The 22,306-nt window shown below is 73.5% G+C and carries 16 protein-coding genes; 11 read left to right on the top strand and 5 right to left on the bottom strand.

The window, feature by feature from the left end:
* Nucleotide 1: 1 nt before the first annotated feature.
* The 8 genes from ACZ4VT_RS04350 (at nucleotide 2) to ACZ4VT_RS04315 (ending at nucleotide 9,448) form a co-directional block, all read left to right on the top strand.
* Nucleotides 2-922: an alpha/beta fold hydrolase gene (locus ACZ4VT_RS04350; protein ID WP_467946485.1), complete on the top strand. Its 921-nt coding sequence runs from the start codon at nucleotides 2-4 to the stop codon at nucleotides 920-922.
* A 2-nt stretch (nucleotides 923-924) separates the two neighbouring features.
* The gene (locus ACZ4VT_RS04345; RefSeq protein ID WP_467946827.1) at nucleotides 925-2,091 is read left to right on the top strand and encodes a glycosyltransferase; all 1,167 of its coding nucleotides are present in this window, start codon (nucleotides 925-927) and stop codon (nucleotides 2,089-2,091) included.
* Nucleotides 2,088-3,956, top strand: a complete 1,869-nt coding sequence (locus tag ACZ4VT_RS04340) for a methyltransferase domain-containing protein (RefSeq protein WP_467946483.1) — start codon at nucleotides 2,088-2,090, stop codon at nucleotides 3,954-3,956. Before ACZ4VT_RS04345 ends, ACZ4VT_RS04340 begins: the two co-directional genes overlap by 4 nt.
* Nucleotides 3,953-5,002, top strand: coding sequence for a galactokinase (locus ACZ4VT_RS04335; RefSeq protein WP_467946481.1), 1,050 nt, complete (start codon nucleotides 3,953-3,955; stop codon nucleotides 5,000-5,002). The genes ACZ4VT_RS04340 and ACZ4VT_RS04335 overlap by 4 nt, the downstream gene beginning before the upstream one ends.
* Before the next feature lie 38 nt (nucleotides 5,003-5,040).
* Nucleotides 5,041-6,312, top strand: coding sequence for an alkaline phosphatase family protein (locus ACZ4VT_RS04330; protein WP_467946479.1), 1,272 nt, complete (start codon nucleotides 5,041-5,043; stop codon nucleotides 6,310-6,312).
* Between the two features lie 39 nt (nucleotides 6,313-6,351).
* Entirely contained in the window at nucleotides 6,352-7,614 is a 1,263-nt protein-coding gene (locus ACZ4VT_RS04325) for an MFS transporter (RefSeq protein ID WP_467946477.1), read from the top strand.
* Between the two features lie 9 nt (nucleotides 7,615-7,623).
* Nucleotides 7,624-8,547 carry an SDR family oxidoreductase gene (locus ACZ4VT_RS04320; RefSeq protein WP_467946476.1) on the top strand — a complete coding sequence of 308 codons (924 nt, stop codon included), beginning with the start codon at nucleotides 7,624-7,626 and terminating at the stop codon, nucleotides 8,545-8,547.
* Between the two features lie 103 nt (nucleotides 8,548-8,650).
* Nucleotides 8,651-9,448 carry a 3-hydroxybutyrate dehydrogenase gene (locus ACZ4VT_RS04315; protein WP_467946474.1) on the top strand — a complete coding sequence of 266 codons (798 nt, stop codon included), beginning with the start codon at nucleotides 8,651-8,653 and terminating at the stop codon, nucleotides 9,446-9,448.
* Nucleotides 9,449-9,665: 217 nt separating this feature from the next.
* On the opposite strand, the gene ACZ4VT_RS04310 is transcribed toward ACZ4VT_RS04315, so the two are convergent.
* From ACZ4VT_RS04310 to ACZ4VT_RS04290, 5 genes are all read right to left on the bottom strand, one after another.
* Entirely contained in the window at nucleotides 9,666-11,108 is a 1,443-nt protein-coding gene (locus tag ACZ4VT_RS04310; RefSeq protein ID WP_467946472.1) for a serine/threonine-protein kinase, read from the bottom strand.
* Complete coding sequence (locus ACZ4VT_RS04305) at nucleotides 11,105-11,914, bottom strand: serine/threonine protein kinase (RefSeq protein ID WP_467946470.1); 810 nt, start codon at nucleotides 11,912-11,914, stop codon at nucleotides 11,105-11,107. Before ACZ4VT_RS04305 ends, ACZ4VT_RS04310 begins: the two co-directional genes overlap by 4 nt.
* Nucleotides 11,915-12,218: 304 nt before the next feature.
* Entirely contained in the window at nucleotides 12,219-14,249 is a 2,031-nt protein-coding gene (locus ACZ4VT_RS04300) for a DUF8189 domain-containing protein (RefSeq protein WP_467946468.1), read from the bottom strand.
* Between the two features lie 88 nt (nucleotides 14,250-14,337).
* The gene (locus ACZ4VT_RS04295) at nucleotides 14,338-15,855 is read right to left on the bottom strand and encodes a DUF8189 domain-containing protein (protein ID WP_467946466.1); all 1,518 of its coding nucleotides are present in this window, start codon (nucleotides 15,853-15,855) and stop codon (nucleotides 14,338-14,340) included.
* 5 nt (nucleotides 15,856-15,860) lie between these two features.
* Nucleotides 15,861-16,781, bottom strand: coding sequence for an alpha/beta hydrolase (locus tag ACZ4VT_RS04290; RefSeq protein ID WP_467946825.1), 921 nt, complete (start codon nucleotides 16,779-16,781; stop codon nucleotides 15,861-15,863).
* Nucleotides 16,782-17,029: 248 nt separating this feature from the next.
* On the opposite strand from ACZ4VT_RS04290, the gene ACZ4VT_RS04285 reads away from it, so the two are divergent.
* The 3 genes from ACZ4VT_RS04285 (at nucleotide 17,030) to ACZ4VT_RS04275 (ending at nucleotide 22,305) form a co-directional block, all read left to right on the top strand.
* Nucleotides 17,030-18,691 carry a PLL family lectin gene (locus tag ACZ4VT_RS04285; RefSeq protein ID WP_467946464.1) on the top strand — a complete coding sequence of 554 codons (1,662 nt, stop codon included), beginning with the start codon at nucleotides 17,030-17,032 and terminating at the stop codon, nucleotides 18,689-18,691.
* 396 nt (nucleotides 18,692-19,087) lie between these two features.
* Nucleotides 19,088-20,596, top strand: a complete 1,509-nt coding sequence (locus ACZ4VT_RS04280; RefSeq protein WP_467946462.1) for a DUF4246 domain-containing protein — start codon at nucleotides 19,088-19,090, stop codon at nucleotides 20,594-20,596.
* A gap of 323 nt (nucleotides 20,597-20,919) precedes the next feature.
* Entirely contained in the window at nucleotides 20,920-22,305 is a 1,386-nt protein-coding gene (locus tag ACZ4VT_RS04275) for an MFS transporter (RefSeq protein ID WP_467946460.1), read from the top strand.
* Nucleotide 22,306: the final 1 nt, after the last annotated feature.

Here is a 22,306-nt window from a genome sequence, read left to right as displayed (position 1 = left end):
CATGGCCGTCGTCCTCGCCAACTCCCTGCGCTTCCACGTCCAGCGGCTGCCGGCCGCCGACGGAGCCGACGCCCCGGACCGCCCCGTCGTGGTCTTCCTGCACGGGCTGGTCGTCGACAACCTCTCCTCCTTCTACTGCCCCCTGGCCGTACCGGTGGCCCGGGCCGGGCACGAGGCCGTCCTCTACGACCTGCGGGGCCACGGCCGGACCGAGCGCCCGGCCTCCGGCTACGACAGCCGCACCGCCGTACGGGACCTCTTCGCCCTGCTCGGCGCGCTGGGCCTCGGGCAGCGCCCGGTCCACCTGGTCGGCAACAGCTACGGCGGGACCCTCGCCCTGCACGCCGCCCTGGCCCGGCCCGACCTCGTCGCCGGGCTCACCCTCCTCGAACCCCCGCTCGGCGGAGCCTGGGTGGAGAACATGGTCGATACGCTGTCGGCGGCCGCGCTCAGCCTGGAGGACAGCCCGGTCCCCGCCGAGCTGCTCACCCTGCGCCTGCGCAAGGCCGCCAACCTGACGGCCATCGCCGACGCCCTCCTCAACCGCACCACCCTCATCGACGACATCGCCGCGAGCCGCACCTTCACCCCGGCCGACTACGCCCGGCTGCGCTGCCCGGTCCTGACCGTCTGCGGCGAACACTCCGAACTGGTCCCGGGCGGCCGGGAGCTGACCCGCCACGCCCCGCGGGGCACGCTGCGGATCCTGCCGGGCCTGGGGCACGACGTGCTGAAGGAGAGCAGCGGGGTGCTGCGGGAGTCCGTGCTCGCCCATCTCGGCGCGACGGCCGCGCAGCCCGCGACGACCGTGACGGCCGCGGCGGCGGACGAGGCGGACGCGGCGGACGCGGCGGACGCGGCGGACGCGGCGGACGCGGCGGAGGCGGCGGCGCGGCCGCGGGCGGGAGCGCTGGTCCCGTGAAGGTGCTGTTCACCGTGCCCCCGCTGGCCGGGCACGTCAATCCGACCGTGGCCGTCGGGGCCGAACTGGCCGCCCGCGGCCACGAGATCGCCTGGGCGGGACCGGCCTCGGCGCTGACGCGGCTGCTGCCGGCGCAGGCCCGGATCCTGCCCGCCGGCGAGGAGGCGGGCGGCGGGTACTCGGCGCTGCACGAGCGCTGGCGCGACCTGCGCGGGGTGGCGGCGCTGCGGTTCCTGTGGGAGGAGGCGCTGGTGCCGCTGGCCCGCGCGATGGTGCCGGGGGTGGAGCGCGCCGTCCGCGCCTTCGGGCCGGACGTGCTGGTCGCCGACCAGCAGGCCCTGGCCGGGCCGCTGGTCGCCCGGCGGCTCGGCGTCCCGTGGGCGACTTCCGCCAGCACCTCGGCCGAACTGACCCGGCCCTTCGCGGACTTCCCGAAGGTCGGCGAGTGGGTGGCCGGGCAGATCTGCGGCCTGCTCACGGAGTTCGGTGACGCGGCTCCGGAGTCGGGGGGCTGGGACCCGCGGTTCTCCGAGCGGCTGGTCCTTGTCTTCTCCACTCCCGAACTCGTCGGAACGGCCGGCGACTTCCCGGCGCACCACGCCTACGTCGGGCCGGCCTTCGGCTCCCGGCCGGTCTCGCCCGGATTCCCCTGGCAGCGGCTGGACCCGGCGAGGCGCCGGGTGCTGGTGTCCCTGGGCACCCTCAACCAGGAGGCCGGCGCCCGCTTCTACGGTGCGGTGCTGGGCGCCGCCGAACGGCTCGCCGACGAGGTGCAGTTCGTGCTGGCGGCGCCCTCCGCGCTGATCGGGCCGGTGCCCTGCCACGTACTGCTCCAGGAGAGCGTCCCGCAGCTGGACCTGCTGCCGCACCTGGACGCGGTGGTCTGCCACGCCGGTCACAACACCGTGTGCGAGACCCTCGCCCACGGGCTGCCGCTGGTCGTCGCCCCGATCCGGGACGACCAGCCGATCGTGGCCCGGCAGGTGGTCGAGGCCGGAGCCGGAATCCGGGTGCGGTTCGGCAGGACCCGGGCCGAGGAACTGCGCGACGCCCTCACGGCCGTGCTGGACGATCCCGGCCCCCGCCGGGCCGCCCGGCGGATCCAGGCCTCATTCGCCGCGGCGGGCGGGGCTGCCGCCGCGGCCGACCGGTTGGAGAAACTGCTATGACGCCACCCCCGCTCTCCCGGGTCCGGTGGACCTCCGCGGTGTTACTGGCCGCGCTCGCCGCCGGCACCGTACGCGCCGGGCGCCGACTGCGGGCGATCCCGGTGCTGCCCGTGACCCCGCCCGCGGCGGCCGGGGTACCGCGGCCCGCCGGGTGGCGGCTGCTCACCACCGGCGGTGTCGAGCCCGACGCGGCCACCTTCCTCGCCGCGTGCGCGCACGCCGAGGCGGAGGGGCTGCGGGTGCTGGACCTGCTGCCCGCGGACCTGCCCGCCGAGCGGGCACTGGGGCTGCTGAGGCTCGTCGACCCCGCCCGGTACCGGTGGGACCGGCTCGGCGAGGGGCGCGGGGCCGGCTTCGCCGTGCTCGTCGCCGAGGAGGTGCTGGCGCGGGCCGGGGTGGACCCCCTCGGCCCGCGCCCCGTACCGGCGGAACTGCTCGCGCTGACGCGCCGGTTGAAGGAGTACGCCGCCGACGCGACGGGCCTGGCCATCGCCCCCGGCCTGAGCTGCGGCGGACCCGCGGAGCCCGGGGGGCCCGCGCGGGTCGCCGAGCTGCGGGCCCAGGGGCTGCCGCCGGGGGCCCTGGCCGCCGCGCAGCTCGGCGGGCTGGCGCTGCTGGCGGGTGCCGCGCTGCGCCAGGGCCGGTGGGGGGCGGCGGCGGCCGGGCTGTACTGGCTCCAGCCGTACCTCGCCCTGGGCGGGCCGGGCTCCCCGCTGCGGCCCGCCGGTCTGGCCCGGGCCACCGCGGCCCGGCCGCTGCGCTCCCTCGGGGCCGCCCTGCGTACGGCCGCGGCGGCCGGCGGGGGCGGATCGGGCGAGGACCGCGCGCGGGACACCGTCCGGGCCGCCGCCTATCAGGCCGAACTGGCCTCGGGTACCACGCGGTTCCTCGAACCGCGCCGCCCGGACTGCCCGTGGTGCGGCTCCGACCGCCTCGCCCTCCGGGTGCGGGTGCCCGACCTGCTCCAGGGCAAGCCCGGCCTGTTCACGCTGGAGCAGTGCGACGAGTGCGGGCACGTCTTCCAGAACCCCCGACTGACCGTGGAGGGGCTGGAGTTCTACTACCGGGACTTCTACGACGGGCGCGGCGGCGAGGGCGCGGGCACGGTCTTCGGACGGCTGGGCGCCGCGTACCGGGGGCGCGCCGAGATGCTCCTCCCGCACGCCGACCCGCTGTCCTGGCTGGATGTCGGCACCGGGCACGGCCACTTCTGCAACGCGGCACGGGCCGTCTGGCCGCGGACCCGGTTCGACGGGCTCGACATGGGCGACGGGGTCCGCGAGGCGGAGCGCCGCGGCTGGGTGGAGACCGGATACCAGGGGCAGTTCCCGGAGTTCGCGTCGAAGCTGGCGGGCCAGTACGAGGTGGTCAGCATGTACCACTACCTGGAGCACACCCGGGACCCGCTCGCCGAACTGGACGCGGCGGCCGCCGTGCTGGCCCCCGGCGGGTTCCTGACCATCGAGCTGCCCGACCCCGAGTCACGGATGGCCCGGCTGCTCGGCCCGGTGTGGCTGCCCTGGTTCCAGCCCCAGCACCAACACCTGATGCCCGCCGCGAACCTGCGCGAGGCACTGGCCGACCGGGGGTTCACGGTCCTCGCCGAGGAGCACGGACCGGCCCACCAGGGCAACGACTTCTTCGGCGCGGTGGCGCTCGCGGCGACCGGGCTGGCCCCGGACCCGGACCGCCCGTGGGGTCCCCCGGCCACGGCCCGCGCGCGGGCCCGCGCCCGCGCCGTCCGGCTGGCCGCCCTGCCGGCCTTCGCGGGCGCGGCGGTACTCGACGCCCTGCGCACGGCGGCGGCCCACCGCACGGACGGCGGCAACGCCTACCGGCTGCTGGCCCGCAAGGACGCCTCGTGACAGCTCTGCCCGGACCCGGCCGTCAAACGCCGGACGGGCTGACGGATCCAGCCTCGCCGGCGTTTGAGGCGCGGGCTCCGGGGCGGAGCCCCGGTTTCCGTCCGGACGGGACGGGGGCCCTGGACCCCACCGGAGGCGACCCGGCTGAACCCGCCGGAGGCGACCTGGCTCGGCGGGCCACCGCCGATCCGCTGTTCCGGCTCGTCGCCTACGCCCTGGAGGCCGCGCACGGACGGCCGCCCGCCGCCGTGTGGAGCGCGCCGTACGCCTTCCACCTGGGCTCTCCCGGGCTGGTCGCGGCGGCCGGCTGGCCCACGGCGGCCGCCGCGGCCCCGCGCTCCGACGGCCTGGTGCGGCTCAGCTCCCTCGCCCACCCCGCGGACAGCTGTGATCTGCCGCTGACGCTGTCCGGGCCGCCGCCCGCGGCCCCCGACTGGGCCGTGCGGCCGTACACGGTGCTGCGGGCGCTGGCCCGCGCCGGTTACGGCCGCGGCGGGTCGGACCTGCACGTGCAGGGCTCGCTCACGGGGGCCGCCGGGCTGGCCACGGCGGAACCCGCCGAGTGCGCGGTGGCGCTGGCGGTGGCCGACGTACACACGGCGGCGGGTGCGCGGCCGGACCGTGCGGAACTGGCCGGGCTGCTGGCCGGCGCACTGCCGGACGGGGACGACGGGCTGCGCCGGGCGGTGCTCTTCGCCCGGCCCGGCCGGGCCCTGCTGGTGGGTCCGCAGCCCCGGCGGCGACAGCGGTACGTGACCTTCGATCCGGCGGCCTCGGGAGACCGGCTGGTGCTGGTCGCCGTGCGCGGCGAGGCCGCGGACCGGCCGCGGGAGCTGGCCCGGGCCGTTGCCTGCGCCCGGCGGGCGGGCGCGCTCAGCGCGTGGCGGCCCGGGCCGCGGCCGGGGCGGAGCGTGCTGGTGCTGCTGCCCCAGGCACGACTGACGGCGGTACGGGCCGCGGTCGCGGAGGACTTCCGCGGCCGCGGGGTGCCCGTACCGCGCTTCCTGAACATCGCCGTGGCCGGTGCGGCCCGGCGCGAGGAATGACACGGGGTCGCAGGACCCACGACAGGGAGGAAACACCCATGCCCACCCCCTCACCCTCACCCAGGGCCGAGCTGAGACGCCGGGCCCGCTGGTCGGCGCTCGTGGCCGGGCTCGGCGCGCTCGGCCTGCTGGGCGCCTTCACCGTGGCCAACTCACAGGCGGCGGAGAGTGGTTCGGCCGCTCCCGCGGCGGCGGCCGCGGCCGCGCTGCCGACCTACGACCACGTGGTGGTCGTCGTGTACGAGAACAAGCAGTACGGGGAGATCATCGGCAGCGCGAACGCCCCGTACATCAATCAGCTGGCCAACGGCGGCGCGAGTCTGACCGGCATGAAGGCGCTGACCCACCCCAGCCAGCCGAACTACTTCAACCTCTTCTCCGGTGCCACGCAGGGCATCACGGGCGACGGCTGCTACACCCCGCAGTCGATGACGGCGCCGAACCTCGGCCAGGAACTGATCGCCGCGGGCAAGACCTTCGCGACGTACAACGAGGACCTGCCGAGCGAGGGGTCCACGGCCTGCACGAACGGCCAGTACGCGCAGAAGCACAACCCGTGGTTCGCCTTCAAGAACGTGCCGCTGAACACCGGGAAGACCTGGGCGCAGTTCCCGCAGAACAACTTCGCGGCGCTGCCCAGCCTCTCCTTCGTGGTCCCCAACCAGTGCAACGACATGCACTCGTGCTCCGTGAACACCGGAGACACCTGGACGCGGAACAACATCGACGCTTACGCGCAGTGGGCGAAGGCCAACAACAGCCTGCTGGTGCTCACTTGGGACGAGGACAACTACCTCGGCTCGAACCAGATCGCCACCGTCTTCCACGGCGCGAAGGTCAAGACCGGCAAGTACGCCACGGCCTTCAACCACCACCACCTGCTGCGGACCTTCGAGGACCTCTTCGGCACGGCGACGCACGCGGGCAACGCGGCCAACGTCCAGCCGATCAGCGAGGTGTTCGACACCTCGACCGAGCCCACCCCGACACCCACGCCCACCCCGACCCCGACACCCACGCCGACTCCCACTCCCACCCCCACTCCGGGTGATCTGAAGCTGGCCAACCCGGGCCCGCAGACCTGCAAGTTCAACCAGTCCTGCACCATCCAGCTCACCGCCACCGGCGGCAAGCCCGCCTACCGGTACGCGGCCACCGGCCTGCCCTGGGGCCTGTCCGTCGACGCCGGCTCGGGACGTGTCTCCGGCAAGCCCTGGGGCAGCGGCACGGTCCAGATCACGGCAACGGCCACCGACTCCACCGGCACCACCGTCACCGCCGCGTTCCCGCTCACCATCAACTGGTTCTAGGCCGGAAGAGACGGCCCGGCCGCTCCCGAGGAGGCATGCGTGTACCTGTCGACCAGCCGGGCCGCGGACATCGCCGGGGACACCCCGGCCCCGAACGGCCCCCTGCGGGCCGTCCCCGGCACGGTGTTCGCGCTCGGGCTGGTCAGCCTGGTCACGGACGTCTCCGCGGAGATGGTCACCGCCGTCCTGCCGCTGTACCTGATGGCCGGGCTCGGCATGTCGCCGCTCGCGTTCGGCGCCCTGGACGGACTCCACCAGGGCGCCACCGCGCTGCTGCGCCTCGCGGGCGGCCGGATCGCCGACCGCACCCACCGCCGCAAACTCGTCGCGGGCACCGGCTATGCCCTGTCCGCCGTGTGCAAGGCGGCCCTGCTCGCCGTCACCACGCCCTGGTCGGTCGCGGCGGTGCTGGCCGCCGACCGGACCGGCAAAGGACTGCGCACCGCCCCGCGCGACGCGCTGATCTCGCTGTCCGTCCCGCCGGAGGAGCAGGGCCGTGCCTTCGGGGTGCACCGCGCGCTGGACACGGCGGGCGCGCTGCTGGGGCCGCTGGCCGCCTTCGGGGTGCTGTGGGTGGCGGTGGACGGATACGAGGCCGTGTTCACCGTGAGCTGCTGCATCGCCGTGCTGGGGGTGGTGATGCTGGCGCTCTTCGTACGAGAGGCCCCCGCTCCCGCGCCCGCCCCCGCCGCGGCTCCGCCCCGGGCTCCGCTGCCCCCCGTACGCACCCTGTTACGGATCCCCGGCCTGCGGCGGCTGTGCCTGACCGCCGCCGTGCTCGGCCTGTTCACCGTCGGCGACGCCTTCCTCTATCTGCTGCTCCAGCGCCGGCTCGACCTGTCGGCCGCGTACTTCCCGCTGCTGCCCGTGGGTACGGCGGCGGTGTTCCTGCTGGCCGCACTGCCCGTGGGCCGGCTCGCCGACCGGCTGGGCCGCCGCCGGGTCTTCCTCGGCGGGCACGCGCTGCTGCTCGGCGCCTGCCTGCTGCTCCTGGCCCCCGTACCGGCCGGGGCGCCGCTGGTCGCCGGCGTGCTCGCCCTGCTCGGTCTGTTCTACGCGGCCACCGACGGCGTGCTGATGGCCGCCGCCGGACCGCTGCTGCCGGCCGAGCTGCGCACCACGGGGCTCGCGGCGCTGCAGACCGCGCAGGCGCTGGCCCGGTTCGCGGGTTCCCTGCTCTTCGGTGCGGCCTGGACCCTGTGGGGGCCGGGCCAGGCGCTGGGCCTGGCGGCGGGCGGGCTGCTGCTGTCCCTGGCGGTGGTCGCCGTGTCCGGCGGGCGCAGGACGGGGCGGCCGTCGTAGGGTCGGGGCATGCCTGAATCACAGCGGACTCTCGAAGGCAGGGTGGCCCTCGTGGCCGGGGCGACGCGCGGCGCGGGCCGCGGCATCGCGGTCCAACTGGGCGCTCGGGGCGCGACGGTGTACGTGTCGGGCCGGAGCACCCGCGGCCGCCGCTCGGACTACGACCGGCCCGAGACGATCGAGGAGACCGCCGAGCTGGTGACCGCGGCGGGCGGCCGCGGGATCGCGGTGGTCGCCGACCATCTGGTGCCGGCCGAGGTCGAGGCGCTGGTCGGGCGGATCGACGGCGAAGAGGGCCGGTTGGACGTCCTGGTCAACGACATCTGGGGCGGGGAGGTGCTCTTCGAGTGGGACAGCACGGTCTGGGAGCACGATCTCGACAAGGGGCTGCGGCTGCTGCGGCTGGCGGTCGAGACCCATGCCATCACCAGCCATTTCGCCGTGCCGTTGCTGCTGCGCGAGCCGGGCGGGCTGGTGGTGGAGATGACGGACGGCACCGCCGAGTACAACGCGGCGAACTACCGGGTGTCCTTCTTCTACGACCTCGCCAAGTCCTCGGTGCTGCGCATGGCGTTCGCCCTGGGGCACGAGCTGGGGCCGCGCGGGGCGACGGCGGTGGCACTGACGCCGGGCTGGCTGCGCTCGGAGATGATGCTCGACAACTACCAGGTGACCGAGGCGAACTGGCGGGACGCGGTGGCCAAGGCCCCGCACTTCGCCATCTCCGAGACCCCCTCGTACGTGGGCCGGGCGGTCGCGGCGCTCGCCGCGGACCCGCGAGTGGCGCGCTGGAACGGACAGTCCCTCTCCAGCGGGCAGCTCGCGCAGGTGTACGGCTTCACGGACCTCGACGGCAGCCGGCCGGACTGCTGGCGCTACATGGTCGAGGTCCAGGACCCGGGCCGCCCGGCGGACGCCACCGGCTACCGCTAGGCCCGCCGGCCGGGAGGCATGGCGTCGGCCCACACCTCACCGCGGTCCACTGTGGCGACCGTGGACATGGGATGTCCGGCGCCGCGTCTCTAGCGTTCCGGCCATGACGAGCCAATCTCACGCAGCTCCCGGATCCTTCGCGCACGGCGGCGGCGGTGTGGACCTTTCGGGGCGCACCGCCATGGTGACCGGAGGCGGCAGCGGTATCGGACGGGCCTGCGCGCGGGCGCTGGCGGACGCCGGCGCCCTGGTGCACGTGGTGGACCTCGACTCCGGGGCGGCCGGGGCCGTGGCCGAGGCCGTCGGCGGCCGGCCGCACGTGGTGGATCTCGCCGATGCCGAGGCGGTTCGCACGCTCCCGGACGAGGTCGACATCCTGGTCAACAGCGCCGGACTGCAGCACGTGGCGGCCCTGGAGGACTTCCCGCCGGCCCGGTTCGAACTGATCCAGAAGGTGATGGTCACCGCGCCGTTCCTGCTGATCCGGCAGTGCCTGCCGTACATGTACGGGGCCGGCTGGGGCCGCGTGGTGAACATCTCCAGCGTGCACGGCCTGCGGGCCAGTCCCTTCAAGTCCGCCTACGTCGCGGCCAAGCACGGCCTGGAGGGGCTGAGCAAGGTCGCCGCTCTCGAAGGCGCCCCGCACGGGGTGACCAGCAACTGCGTCAGCCCCGGTTACGTGCGCACCCCTCTGGTCGAGCACCAGATCACCTCGCAGGCCGCCGCCCACGGCATCGCTCCCGAGGACGTGGTCACGGACGTGCTCCTGGAACGTACCGCGATCAAGCGGCTGATCGAGCCGGAGGAGGTCGCCGCGGTGGCGGTGTGGCTCTGCGGTCCGTTCACCGGCTACATCACCGGCACGTCGATCCCCGTCGACGGCGGCTGGGGCGCGCGCTGATTTTCTGCCCCTACCGCACCGTCTATAACACTTCCCCTGGCCGCCGCACGGGCGGACTTCGGCCCGTGGGCCGCCGCCCTCGCGGGTGGGGCGTGGGCGGGCTGTCTCGCCCTGGCCGCGCGGGACCGCTGCCGGGCCCCCGGCCTCTCGGCCGCGGCCGTGCTCCTCCTCGCCTCGCTCGTCGTGCTGTACCAACCTCCACGGGGGCGGCGCGGCATCAGCGTCCCGCCGTGGGACGCGGACAGCCCGGCAGCTGCGGCCGGTCCTTCGTGCGTACGACGGGGAGCCAGGCCGTGGAGGGTACGGACCCGCGCGGGAGGCGGACACGGAACCAGCGGGTCGACTGCAGGTCCTCTTCGTTGATCACGGGCTGCCCGTCGGGCAGCTGACACTCGGCGGCGAGGACGTCGCCGTGCCACACCCGGGTCGGTACGACGTTGTCGGCGGCATACGGCCGCAGGGGATCGACGGCCAGCCCCAGACTGCACTGCGGGTCGCGGTCGGCCCGCTCCTGACAGCCCCGCTCCGCGTTGAACACCCGGACCGTGCCCGCCGTCGCGCCCGCCCCGCCGAGCAGGGCGGACGAGCCCTCCCGTACCGCGTCCGACCACAGGGTCGCGCCCGCGATCCCGCACAGCGCCGTGGCGAGGACGACGGCCCGGGCCCGGCGGCCCCGCGTCCGCCCCGCCCCCGCCCCGTGCGTGCCCTGTTCGGCGGCGATGCGGGCGAGCAGGCTCTCGGCGGTGTGCGGGGCGCGCGCCGCGTGGCTCGGGGCGAGGCAGTCGGCGGCCAGCGCGCGCCAGAACGGCGGCACGGCGTGGTCCATGCGCAGCGGCGCGCGCCCTTCCCCGTACTCCTGGACGGCGGCGCCCCGCGCCATGGGGGTGGCCCCGTTGAACGGGGAGGCACCGGATGCGAAGACCTCGTGGATGACGATGCCCAGGGCCCAGATGTCCGCGGTCGGCCGGACCTGCACGCCGAGTTCCCCGAGGGGCGCCCGCCAGCGCTCCGGCGGGAGGTAGTCCAGGGTGCCCATGGGGGGCGCGTACCCGTGCGTGCCCGTCATCTCGGTGGCGAGCCCGAAGTCCGAGAGCTTCACGGAGCGGTCGGGGCCCAGCAGGACGTTCTCCGGCTTGAGATCGGCGTGGACCCAGCCCGACCGGTGGAGATGGGCGAGTCCCTCGCAGATGCCGGTGATCAGCCGGGCGCGATCGGCCTCGGCCACCCCGGCGTCGAGGAGTTCCCGCAGGCTGCCCGCGGCCCGCTCCATGACCAGGACGATCGCGCCGTCCAGGGAGGGGCGGTCCGGTGCGGAGAGGACGAAGGAGTCCAGGAGGCCGATCAGCCGGGGGTGGCCGGCCCTGCGTCCCAGTTCGACCTCGCGGCGGGCCGACTCCACGATCCTGCGTGCCTGGCGCGGTGCGAACCCGGCGGTGGGCATGATCTTGAGCGCGACGTCGGCGGGTCCCGCCGGCCGGCCCGCGGGGGCCCCGCCGGTCCGGTCCGGGTGCCCGCCGGCCGGCCGTGCCGCGTAGACCGTGGACCAGCCTCCGGCCCCGATCACGTCGGTGACCGTCCAGTCCCGGACCCGGTAGCCGGGCGGGAGCAGGTCCCCGCGTTCGCATTCGGTGGTGCCGCGCAGGCCGTGCGGCGGCGTCATCGCGCGGTCTGCCGCTCCCGCCCGGCGGCCCCCGTCAGGGAGGGCAGCAGTGCGAGGTGCTCCTCCCGTACGAGTCCGAACCGCAGCGCGAGCCCGACGATCTCCTCCCGCTTGCCGTTGCGGCGGTCGCTCTTGCCGGGTTCGCGGAGGTCCGGGACGCCGATGCGCAGTTTCTCCTCGGCGAGGTAGTCGATGTGCGAGCTGATCGCACGTGCGGTCAGCGTGCCGCCGCTGGCGTGCCCCCTGAGCCGCTCGACGATCTGGGGAGTCGTGGGGACCGCGACGCGGGACTGGTCGCGCAGGCGCGGTTCGCAGAGCGCGACCAGGACGAGGAAGTACGTGGCCGTCTCGTCCAGGGAGTACGCGGTGACCGTGAGGCGGCCCCAGGGGGCGCCCGTGGCGTCCGGGTCCAGGTAGACGTGGTCGGGTGCGAACACCTGGAAGGACACGGTGACGTCGCCGCGGGTGGGCAGCACCACGCGCGAGAACTCGAACGGGACCGGCGCCCCGACCCGTCGCGGCGCGACCCTCAGGTATTCCCCGGCTCCCTCCGGGTTCTCCACCAGGTAGCTGTGGGTGGCGCTGTGGTTGGTCAGCTGCCAGTGGTCGTCGGTCACGCGGATCTCCCCGGCGAGCCGGGAAATGGCCGCGTCGGCGAGGCGAAGCTCGACGGGGACCGTGGCGGAGCCCCGTCCGAAGCGGGCGACCTCGCCCGGTCCGAGCCGCAACGTCACCGCGTCACCGTACGGTTCGCCGCCGTCGGTGCCACCACATCCCTGCGGGAGATGGACGACTACGCCGCTCACCGCGCCCCCTGTTCCACGCGTCGTACCGGTCCGACGAGTGGAACAATACTCATCTCCCCAGGGAGTTCAGGGGCGCACTTCGGCCACTTCGGGCGGGGTCACCGCCGGGCGCGGACCACCCGCCCCGGCTGCCCCGGAAGGCTCCGCAAAGCCCCTTTCCCCCTGGGTTCCCCGGGCGCGTACGCCCCTTCCCGGCCCGGGCGGGGTGGGGAACGTCACCGTGCCCGGCGGCCTCACGGCCGCGCCGGACCGCTCGTCCGCCCCTTTCACCTGGCTTTCACTTGGCGAGATCCGCACTCCGCGCTCAGAGAGCGGGACTGCCCGACACCACGGGTGCGACCGTGCGGTCGCCGAAGGCCGTCCACGGCCGCCACCCGCCGCTCGGCCGGTCCTGGACGCGGGTGCGTACGCGGCCTTCGGTGGTGACGGCGAAGACGTGCGTCCGCCCGGTGGAATCGAGCGCGGCCGTGGGCGTGGCGGCGAGCCGGAGGCCGGGCTCGCCGAACTCCCCGCCGGGGGCCCAGCCTCCGCCCGGCGTGGTCTGCCTGCGGTGGCCGAGTCGGGCGCCGCCCGGTGCCAGGGAGAACGCCTCCAGGCGGCCGTCGGCGTGGGCGGCGAACGCCGGGGCGGCGGCGCTCCAGCCGGACAGGGGAAGCCACTCGTCCCAGCCGCCGCTCGGCACCGACTGCCGCCGGGAGAAGGTCCCCACGCCCGACGGTCCGATCGCGGCGACGGTGAGCCGGCCGCTGCCGTCCGCGGCCACCCGCGGTGCGGCGCCGGCCGCGGTACCGAAGCGCTGCCAGGCAGCGGTCCAGGCGCCGCCCGGGGCCTCCTGCCACCGGTGGTGGATCCCCGCGCCGCCGGGCGAGAGGGCGAAGACCTCCAGCCGCCCGTCGGCGTTCGCCGCGACCACCGGTGGCGCGCCCGCGGGCCCGCCGAAGCCGGGCTCCCACGGGTCCCAGGCCAGGGATCCCGGTGCCCCCTGCCGGCGCCGGGCGACGGAGGCGCCACCGGGGCTCAGGGCGAAGACCTCCAGTCGGCCACCGGCGTCGCGGGCGACGGCGGGGGCCGCGCCGGCCGGGCCGCCGAACTCCTCCCACTCGTACCAGCCGCCGTCCGGCCGCTGTACCCGGTGGTGCAGGTTGACGCCCTGCGGGGCGAGCGAGAACACCTCCAGCCGGCCGCCCGTGTTGCGGCCGAGCGTGGGCACCGCGCCGACCGGCCCGCCGAAGGACTCCCACGGCGACCAGGTGTCGGTGTCCGGGTCGAGCTGGACGCGCCGCAGCATCGAGCGGTCGGAGGCGTCGAGCGCGAACACCGTGAGGCGGCCGCCGACATCGAGTCCGGCCACCGGGTTGTCCGGGCTCTGCCACGGCGGTGGGGTGTCCCGCCAGTACAGGGGCGCCACGTGCAGCCCGTTCCGGAACCAGCCGGCGGCGCTGACCCACCACGTCTCCCCGTCGGCGATCACTTCCACGGCGTGACCGGCCACATGGCCGGAGTAGCCGGCGAGGTCGAAGCGGAACGGGTCCCGGGACGCCAGCACGTCCGTGCCCTCGTAGCCGCCCCGGGGCCCGATGAACAGGTAGTACCAGCCGTCCCGTTCGACGACGTACGGCGACTCGGTGACCGAGACGGTCGTGTCCGTCGTCGCGTCGGTGAACGCGGTGCCCGGCTCGCTCCAGTGCAGCAGATCGGCGGACCGCCGGTGGGCCACGACGTGGTGGCCGCCCGCGCCCGACAGTTCCGTGTAGTACATGACCCACTCGCCGCCGGCCCGCAGCAGCATCGGGTCGCGCGCCGCGAGCCCCCGGAACAGCGGGCCGGACGGCTCGCGCGTCCAGGTGAACAGGTCGGCCGACGTGGCCAGACTGATCGCGGCACCGGTGCGGCCGCCCCCGGCGTAGAACATCCAGAACCTGCCGTCCGCCTCGACGACGTGGGGCGCCCACAGGTGTTCCTCGCCGAAATAGGACGGATCGAGGGTGAGCGCGTCGGCATGGGTGGTCCACGGCCCGTGCGGGCTCGGCGCGGAGGCGTGGGCGAAGGCGATCTCCCCCGTACTGTCCGGCGATTCGCCGCGCGGCGCGCTGTCCCCGACGATGCCGAACAGGTGCCAGCGGCCCCGGGCCTTGATCAGGGTGTGGTCGTTCAGGTAGCGCGGGCCGCCCGGGGTCGACGGGTCGTAGACGTACGCGAAGGGGCCCGCGCCGGCCCACCGAGGGGGCGGCACCGCGTCGGCGGCCCCGGCCGCGGCCCGGCCGGCGCCCAGGAACGGGAGCGCGCCCGCCCCGGCGGCACCTTTCAGCAGGTTCCGTCGGCTGATCGGAAGCATGAGTCGTCTCCAGAGGGACCGCGTGGCCGGCCGTGTCCGTGCGGGCACGGCCGGCCACGGGTCGGGTGTGGGGCGGTCGGGAAGCGGGTCAGTCGAGGCCGGGGCCGGCGGTGTCGCTCAGCCAGCTCCACTCGGACCAGGTGGCGAAGCCGGTCTGCCACTTGTGGTGGACGCCGGCGCGGCTCGTGCCGAAGATCTCGATCCGCCCGTCGGCGTTGGCGGCCGCGGTGACCTCGGTACCACCGCCTCCGAAGGCGGACCATTCGCTGTAGGGCGCGTTGACGGCGCGCTGCCAGGTGTGCATCGCCGTACTGCCGTTGATGGCGAAGACCTCGATCCGGCCGTCCGGAGTGTGCTCGCTGGTGAGCTGCGCGTCCGCGGGCCCGCCGGTCGGTTCCCACTCGGACCAACTGCTCGGACTGCTCTGGTACTTGTGGAACACGCCGGCCGGGCCCGAGGCGAAGACCTCCAGGCGGCCGTCGGCGTTGTGGGCGGCGGTGAGGTCGCGGCCGCCACCACCGAAGGTGTCCCACGGGGACCAGCCGCCGTTGGGGTCCGTCTGGTACTTGTGCTGGAAGCTGTCGCGGCCCAGGGCGAACACCTCCAGACGTCCGTCAGGGGATTTCTCCATCTCCACGCGGCTGTCGGCGGGGCCGCCGCCGGTGGGTTCCCATTCCGACCACCCGCCGCTGGGGGCGGTCTGGTACCGGTGGAAGAGGCCGGCCGGGCCGGAGGCGTACACCTCGATGCGGCCGTCGGCGTTCACACCGGCCGCGGTGTCGCGCCCGCCGCCGCCGAAGTTCTCCCAGTTCGACCAGCCGCCGGAGGCAGAGAGCTGCCAGCGGTGCTGGAAGGTGGCGCCGCTCAGGGCGAACATCTCCAGACGGCCGTCGGCATTGGGGGCGATGGCCAGTTCGGCGTTGCCCGGCCCGCCGAGCGGTTCCCAGGCCGACCAGTTGCCGTTCACTTCCTGCTGCCAGGCGTGGTGCACACCGTCGGCGCCGGCGGCGAACAGCTCGAGGCGGCCGTCCGCCGACCGGGCCGACACCACCCGGCCCGACTCCGCCGGATGCACCAGCGGCTTGGGCCGCGGGCCACTGCCCGGGACGCAGGGCAGCACGACGCCGCGCTCCGCGAGATAGGCCTCGGGGTCGATGCCGTACGAGGTGGACTGGTCTCCCCAGATCCGCAGATGGAGGTGGGGACCGGTGGAGTTGCCCTCGGCGCCCATGAGGGCGATCTGCTGGCCGGCCGATACGTGATCGCCGACGAAGACGTCACGCCGGGACATGTGCCCGTATTCGGAGATCCTGCCGTCGGGGTGCAGGACGCGGATCCACTGGCCGTAGTCGCCGGTATACCCGGAGATCGTCACTTCGCCGTCGCCGACGGCGTAGATCGGCGTACCGACGTCGGCGGCGATGTCCACGCCGTTGTGTCCGCTGTGGTAATGCTGCGACACGATGCCGCCGGCCGGGCACGCGGCGGCCGCGAGGCCGGTGGCGGGCCGGGCCTCGGCCGGCACCGGGGCCACCAGCGACGACAACAGGGCGGCCGCGGCCGCGAGAACGCAGGTCAGTGCGCGTCGGGAGAGTCCGGGAAGCACGCCGGTCACGCCTTGCGCAGCCGGTCGACGATGCCGTCGATGTCGCGCTGCATCATGTCGTGGCGGATAAAGTGCCCGCCGGGCAGCTCGTACCACTCGTGGGGGATCCCCGCGTTCCCGAGGAGGGAACGGAACTCCCGTTGCCCCGCGAGCACCTGGGTCTCGTTGGCCGTGTCGAACCAGTTGACCGGATCGGGGCTGGTGCCGGCGACGAGGAAGACCCTCTTGTTGCGGTAGCTCTCGATGCGCTGCACCGGGTTGTCCGCGTTCACCCGGGCCTCGTCCCACAGCGGCGCCCCGTAGACGGTGCCGCCGTTCAGGTCCAGGAGCGCGGAGGAGGCGTTGGCCCAGTGGACCACGAGGCCGTTGTCGCGGCGCAGACTCGCCGGGCCGGAGTGGGCGCTGACCGAGGCGAAGTGGCCCCAGTACTTGGCGGCGTACTTCAGGGCGCCGAAGCCGCCCATCGAGAACCCGGACACGGCCCGGCCGTCGTACTCCGCGTACGTGCGGAAGTTCGCGTCGACCCACGGGATCAGCTGCTCGATGTGGAAGTGCTCCCAGTTCCGCGGGCCGGCGTTGGAGTTCACGGGGTTGGAGTACCAGCCCGCGTGGCCGCCGTCCGGCATCACGACGATGAGCGGCTTGCCCGCCGTCCAGGCGCGGATGCCCTCGCGGTCGAAGGTGATGAAGTCCTGGTCGGTGCCGCCCCCGTGGAAGAGGTAGAGCACGGGGTACGTGCGTCCGCTCCAGTGGTAGTCGTCCGGGAGGAGCACGTTGACGGCGGGGTTCCAGCCGATCGCCCCCGTCTGGAACCGGTAGTACCACATGCGGGCGTCGACCTCGCCGCGCTCGACGATGTGCAGGCCGAAGCCGTCACCGACGGCGGAGGCGGTCGACGCGGCGGCGAGGACTCCGGCGCCGCCCATGGCCAGCGCGGCCGAGAGGCCTCCGGCGGTCTTGAGGATGCTCCTGCGGCTGGGGTGCTGCGCGCTCAATGTGACCTCCTGGTCGGGAGTCTGACGATGCGTCCGGTCTCCGGTCGGCCGGCCGCTCCGGCCGACACCGTCGTCACGTTAGGGGCGGGCCCACCGGGCAGGGCATCCGGAACGATCCGGAGTGACATGCCGATTCCGCCGTCCTTTCATCGAGGTGCTCCACGACAGAAGGGAAGACAATGGCGATGGATGGTTTACGTCGCGTGTTCGCCAGACTGGCCCTCGTGGCCGGTGTCTGGGCGTTGGTCATCGCAATGACCGCTCCGGTCGCCCTCGCCGAGCCCGCGCCCGTTCCGGGCCCGGGCGATGACCGGTTCGGCGTCTCCCGGTACTTCAGCGGCCCGCAGGGCTTCGCCATTCCGACCGTGCCGTGTGATCCGGCCGGCCCGTCGGCCGCCGACGGCATCATGGCCGACCAGCTCAACCCGCAGTTGCACGCGAAGATGGCCGGCTATATGAACGCCTACAAGGTGTCCTGTGCGCGGATGGTCACCCAGGCGGTGAAGGACCGGGGGCTCAACCAGAGGGCCGCGGCCATCGCCATCGCCACGGTCATCGTGGAGACCAGCATCAACAACTACTCCCAGGCCGTCGACTACACCAGCCTCGGGCTGTTCCAGCAGCAGGACTGGTGGGGTACCCGGGAGGAGCGGCTGAACCCGGCACACGCCACCAACGCCTTCTTCGACCGGGTGGACCAGCTCTATCCGGGCGGCTCGTGGAACAACGAGGCGATCGGCGAGGTCTGCTGGCACGTTCAGCAGCCGAGGGAGGACCTGCGCGGTCTGTACGCGATCGAGGCGGAGGACGCGATCGTCATCGCCAACGCGCTGTGGTCCGGTACGGGCGGCGGCCCCAGGACTCCGTACGCCTCGGGCCGGGTGGTGTCGGGGCGGTCCGCGGACGGCCGGCTGGAGGCCTTCGCCGCCGGGGCCGACGGCGTGTACCACGCGTGGCAGACCGCGGTGAACGGCGACTGGTCGCAGTGGCGGTTCGAGGGCGGCCCGCGTGACGCGCAGCTGGCCGTGGCCTCCAACGCGGACGGCCGGCTGGAGGTGTTCGCGCTGTCGGGCAGCACCTTCGACCACATGTGGCAGACCGCGCCCGCCGGGGGCTGGTCCGCCTGGGCGAACTTCGGCGGCGGCGGGTACCGGCTGGCCGCGGGCAACAACGCCGATGGCCGCATCGAGGTGTTCGCCTCCAACGCCAACGGTGTGTTCCACCGCTGGCAGACCGCGCCCAGCGGCGGTTGGGCCGAGTGGGAAGGGGCCGGCGGCGGCCCGGCCAACGCACGGCTCGCCATGGAGACCGCACCCGACGGGCGTCTGGAGGTGTTCGCGCTCTCGGACGCGACGTTCGAGCACCTGTACCAGACCGGGGTCAACGGCGGCTGGTCCGCCTGGGAGAACTTCGGCGGCGGCGGACGCGACCTGGCCACCGGCCACAACCAGGACGGCAGGCTGGAGGTGTTCGCCTCCAACGCCAACGGCGTCTTCCACCGCTGGCAGACCGGCCCGGCCTCGTGGTCGGAATGGACCGGCATGGGCGGGATCCCCAACGCCGAGCTGACCATCTCGCGGTCGGCCGACGGCCGGGTCGAGGTGTTCGCGATCAACGCCAACACCGCGAGCCACGCCTGGCAGACCCGTCCGAACGCGCCGTACTCGGAGTGGGAGGCCTTCGGCGGCGGCGGCACCGAGATCGGGGCGGGCAACAACGCCGACGGCCGCATCGAGGTGTTCGCCACCAGCCACGCCGGCGTCTACCACCGGTGGCAGACCGGTTTCGCCACCTGGTCGGAATGGGGCTGGCTGAGCGATTCCGGCCCAGCGGTCAACTAGGTCCACGCCACCGTCGTCGCCGGGGGCGTGTGCGCGAAGGTGTCCGCCTCGTGGGAGACGGACACCTTCGGCGTCCCTGGCGTCCGCGTCACCTCAGAGGCGCGTGCCCGCACCCGCGAGGATCCCGGCGACGGCCGAGGCGTAGGCCGCCCGGATCATCCAGCCACGGGTAGTGGCCGGCGTCCGCCTGCACCATGAGGCGGGCATCGGGGAAGAGGGCGGCCGCGCGGCGCCGCATTGGGCCAGAGAGGCTGCCCCGCGGGGCGCTCCACCTGCGCACGGAGCGGGCGAGCGTACTCCTCGGCGCGTGAGTGCCCGTGCCGGGCAGACGGCTGGGTGTCAGTCCGCTGAAGTATCCTTCCCGCCACCGCACACCGCCTCGGAGGACCAAGAGAATTGTCTGGCCTGTCTGCCTTCCCGCTGCCTTTTCATGCATCCCGTTCCATATCGTTCGCGACACCCCGAACGCTGCGGGAACTGCAGATGATGCAGTGCAGCTCGCACATTCGGGCGAAGCCCGGGTGGTTCGACAAGATGAACGATCCCGAAATCGTCGCCAGGTGGACGCAGGAAGCGGTCGCCCAGGGGCTCACCGAGGCGCAAGTTCGTTACGTGCTCGCCGAACTCGCGCATTACGCCGCGCTGCGGGACGGGCGAACCGGTGTCGAGGTGTCCGCCGTCGACGGGGTGTGGCACTCGGACACACTGGTCGACGACAAGCTCAGATCCCGGCTGCGCGAGGCGGTTCACGTTCTGGAGCAGGTCCCCGAAGCCGAACAGGACTGGCATCCCGGATCTGGCGGCCAGGTGCTGGATCTGGTTCATCCCTCGATGTTCTGCCTGGTGAGAGAGGCGAGTGGGGCACCCGAGCAGGCGTGGCAGAACCCGACGGACCGCTATTCGAGGTACGAGTTCTCGGAGAGGTTCCAGTGGCTGCCCACGGACGTCGACGTCAGTGACGACGGCGAGGTCACCTTCCGTTCGTACGTCAACAACGTCCACCCCGAAATTCACCACGAACTGCTCTCCGTCCTCCCGGACGTGTTCGCGCGGCTGCGTCCGCTGCTGGAAAACGTGCTCACCGATCTGCGTCATCCGCGGCCCCTGCGCATCGAGGCCGATCCCTACGGGTGGTACGACTCGGAGCCGGAGTATCCGAGCAAATCCTCGTACGGTGATTCCGGGGCTTACGCGGAAGCCCTGCGTACGTGGGAACGGGCGCAGGACGACTGGTGGGAGAACCGCCGCCCGGTCGTCCCGGACGCCCCGGCCTTCACCCCGCCCGAGTCGCCCGGTCCTTCCGCCCGCGTCGACCTGCGCGGCCGCCGCCTCCAGGTCATCGTCAAGCTCGCCACCATTCACCTCACCCCGGACAAGCCCGAGTACCCCGGCGGGTCCTGGCACGTCGAGGGGATGCTGAACGAGCGGATCGTCTCGACGGGCATCTACTACTGGGACAGTGAGAACGTCACCGAAAGCCGACTGTGTTTCCGGGCGGCGCTCGACGACCCGAACTACGAACAGAACGACGACAACGGTCTGCGTGAGGTCTACGGCCTGGAGGACGAGGACGCGCTGAACCAGATGCTGGGATCGGCATCGACCCCGGGGGGCCGCTGCCTGGCGTTCCCGAACATCCTGCAGCACCGCGTCAGCCCATTCGGCCTCACGGACGCCACCCGTCCGGGACATCGTAAAATTCTCGCGTTCTTCCTGGTCGATCCGTCGGAAAGGATCGTCTCGACCTCCGATGTGCCACCACAACAGCCGTGGTCCGATACCTCGACCATGACGCTCGAACAGGCACGGAACTACCGCGAACAGCTCATGCGGGAACGAAAGTTCTTCGTCGACGAACACAACGAGCAGCTTTACGAACGCGAGTTCTCCCTCTGCGAGCACTGAGCCCGATTCACCCCGGCTTCACGCGGGCCGGGAGGGTGTGCACGGCCGGCCTGGACGATGACGTCCAGGCCGTTCGTGGAAGCGCCTCCCCGTTCGGCCGCACACGAGTGGGGGTTACTTGTCGCAGGACGAAGGCCGCGTAGAAGAACGGCAACCACCGCACGAGCCCGGAGGACGGCGGGAGGTGTCCCTTGCCGGGTGTGGCCGCTGGGCACATACAACGATGTCTGAATGTGTTGGGCCACCACATATGCCGCTGACCGGGGGACTTCTACGTTGTGGCGACACCGATCGTCCCCGCAGACCCCCTGGAAGTGGTGTTCATGGCCTCCCCCGAGACCGCTCCCCCGACCGCCGGATCCATCAAGAGAATCGTCGCCGCCAGTCTCGTCGGGACCACCATCGAGTGGTACGACTTCTTCCTCTACGGCTCGGCCGCCGCGCTGGTGTTCAACACGCTCTTCTTCCCCTCCAGTGACCCGCTGGTGGGAACCCTGCTGGCCTTCCTGACGTACGCGGTCGGATTCGCGGCCCGGCCGCTCGGCGGTGTCGTCTTCGGCCACTTCGGCGACCGGATCGGCCGCAAGAAGCTGCTGGTGCTCAGCCTGCTGATGATGGGCGGAGCGACCTTCGCGATGGGCCTGCTGCCGACCCATGCCTCCATCGGCGTCGGCGCTCCCGTCCTGCTGACCGTGCTGCGGCTGGTCCAGGGCTTCGCCCTGGGCGGCGAATGGGGCGGCGCCGTCCTGCTGGTGTCCGAGCACGGCGGCGACAAGAGCCGCGGGTTCTGGGCCTCCTGGCCGCAGGCCGGCGCTCCCGGCGGCAACCTGATCGCCACCGGTGTGCTGGCGCTGCTCGCCGCGGTCCAGTCCGACGAGGCCTTCCTCGCCTGGGGCTGGCGCGTCCCGTTCCTGCTCTCCGGCGTCCTGGTCGTCATAGGCCTGTGGATCCGCATCTCGGTCACCGAGTCCCCGGTCTTCCTCGAAGCCCGCGAGAAGGCCGCCGAGCAGGCGGCGGCCGGCCTCAAGGACGAGGCCCCGGTCGTCGAGGTGTTCCGCAGGAGTTGGCGCGAGGTGCTCACCGCGATGGGCACGCGCTTCGGCGAGAACATCTCGTATTACGTCCTCACGGCGTTCCTGCTGGTCTACGTCACCGTCCACCTCCAGCTCCCGAAGAGCGAGGCGCTCAACGCGGTGCTGATCGGTTCGGCGGTCCACTTCGTCACCATCCCGATGTGGGGGGCGCTCTCGGACCGGCTCGGCCGCCGCCCGGTGACTCTGATCGGCGCGCTCGGCATGGCAGGCTGGGCGTTCGCCTTCTTCGCCCTGCTGGACTCCCGCTCCTTCCCCGCCATCGCCTTCGCGGTCACCGTCGGCCTGCTGTTCCACGGTGCGATGTACGGACCGCAGGCCGCCTTCGTCTCCGAGATGTTCGACACCAGGGTCCGCTACTCCGGCGCCTCGATGGGCTCCCAGCTCGCCTCCGTCGTCGGCGGCGCGCTCGCCCCGATCATCGCGGTGGAGCTGCTGAAGGAGTACGGGACCTCCACCCCTGTCTCCGTCTACCTCTGCCTCGCGGCGCTCGTCACCGCCGTGACCGTCTGGGCGGCCAGGGAGACCCGCGGCCGCGACCTGTCCGTGGACGGGAATCCGTCCTCCGCCGCGGAACCGGGCCACGGGCTGCGGGACTCCGAGCCGCTCGGCAGGTGAT

It is taken from the genome of Streptomyces sp. NPDC029164 (genome assembly GCF_055563995.1).
This window is presented reverse-complemented; position numbering and strand designations above follow the sequence as displayed.